This is a genomic window from Streptomyces durbertensis (assembly GCF_014156695.1).
Classification (GTDB): Bacteria; Actinomycetota; Actinomycetes; order Streptomycetales; family Streptomycetaceae; genus Streptomyces; species Streptomyces durbertensis.
The window spans coordinates 1-1,122 of the sequence record NZ_WMLF01000810.1 but is presented as its reverse complement, the minus strand read 5'-3'; the positions used below and the strand labels follow the sequence as shown (position 1 = coordinate 1,122).

Sequence of the window (1,122 nt, the reverse complement as noted above, 5' to 3'; positions counted from 1 at the left end):
CCCCCCGCCCCCGTCGTCCCCGTCGTGCTTCCGCTGACCGGCATCGGCACCGACGTGCACGCCTTCGAGCAGGGGCGCGAGCTGTGGTGCGCGGGCCTGCTCTGGGACGAGAAGGCCTCCGGCGGCTTCGGCCTCGCCGGGCACTCCGACGGGGACGTCGCCGCGCACGCCGCCTGCGACGCCCTGTTCTCCGCCGCCGGGCTCGGCGACCTCGGCGAGCACTTCGGCACCTCCCGGCCGGAGTGGGCCGGCGCGTCCGGTGTCGCGCTGCTCACCGAGGCCGCGCGGATCGTGCGGGCGGCGGGCTTCGAGATCGGCAACGTCGCCATCCAGGTCGTCGGCGTCCGCCCGAAGATCGGCAAGCGGCGGGCGGAGGCCCAGCGGGTGCTCTCGGCCGCCGTCGGCGCGCCCGTCTCGGTCTCCGGCACCACCACGGACGGGCTCGGTCTGACCGGGCGCGCGGAGGGTCTGGCCGCCGTCGCCACCGCGCTGGTCGTCCCGACCGAGCGCTGAACCGGGCGGGCCGGCCGGCCCGCGACGAGACGGACGGCCGGTCGGCGACGAGACGGCGGGCGGGATTCACCCTCACGGGTGGTGTCGAAGGCGTCCGGCGGAGGTACACGCTCCGACAGGCCCGCAAAGGGCAGCCGGGACGCCGACCAGCAGAGGGGACCGCCGTGCGCACCACCCTGTCCGAGGACCTCAAGCGCCTGCTCGACGGGACGGTCTTTGTCACCCTGGTCACCATCCAGCCCGACGGCAGCCCCCAGGGCTCCCCGGTCTGGGTGAAACGCGACGGCGACGACGTCCTCATCTCCACCGTCCTCGGCCGGCGCAAGACAGAGAACATGGAACGCGACCCGCGGGTCAGCGTGGTCGTCCAGCCCGCCGAGGAGCCGTACCACTACGCCGAGATCCGGGGCACCGCGAAGCTCACCACCGAGGGTGGCCAGGAACTCATCGACGAGCTGTCGGAGAAGTACACCGGCCGGCCGTACGCCGAGTTCAACCCGCGGGCGGGGGACGAGCCGGCCAGGGTCGTCGTCCGGATCACGCCGCGCAAGGTCGTCGGCCGCGGCGACCTCGCCTGAGGCCGGCCCCGCCGCAGCCCCGGCCTACGCC

At 75.0% G+C, this 1,122-nt stretch carries 2 protein-coding genes; both read left to right on the top strand.

Annotated features, from left to right (window positions below; all coding sequences use genetic code 11):
* Positions 1–24 precede the first annotated feature (24 nt).
* Positions 25–513: a 2-C-methyl-D-erythritol 2,4-cyclodiphosphate synthase gene (gene ispF / locus GL263_RS26985; protein ID WP_182858349.1), complete on the top strand. Its 489-nt coding sequence runs from the start codon at positions 25–27 to the stop codon at positions 511–513.
* Positions 514–677: 164 nt separating this feature from the next.
* Positions 678–1,091, top strand: a complete 414-nt coding sequence (locus tag GL263_RS26980) for a PPOX class F420-dependent oxidoreductase (protein WP_182858348.1) — start codon at positions 678–680, stop codon at positions 1,089–1,091.
* Positions 1,092–1,122 lie beyond the last annotated feature (31 nt).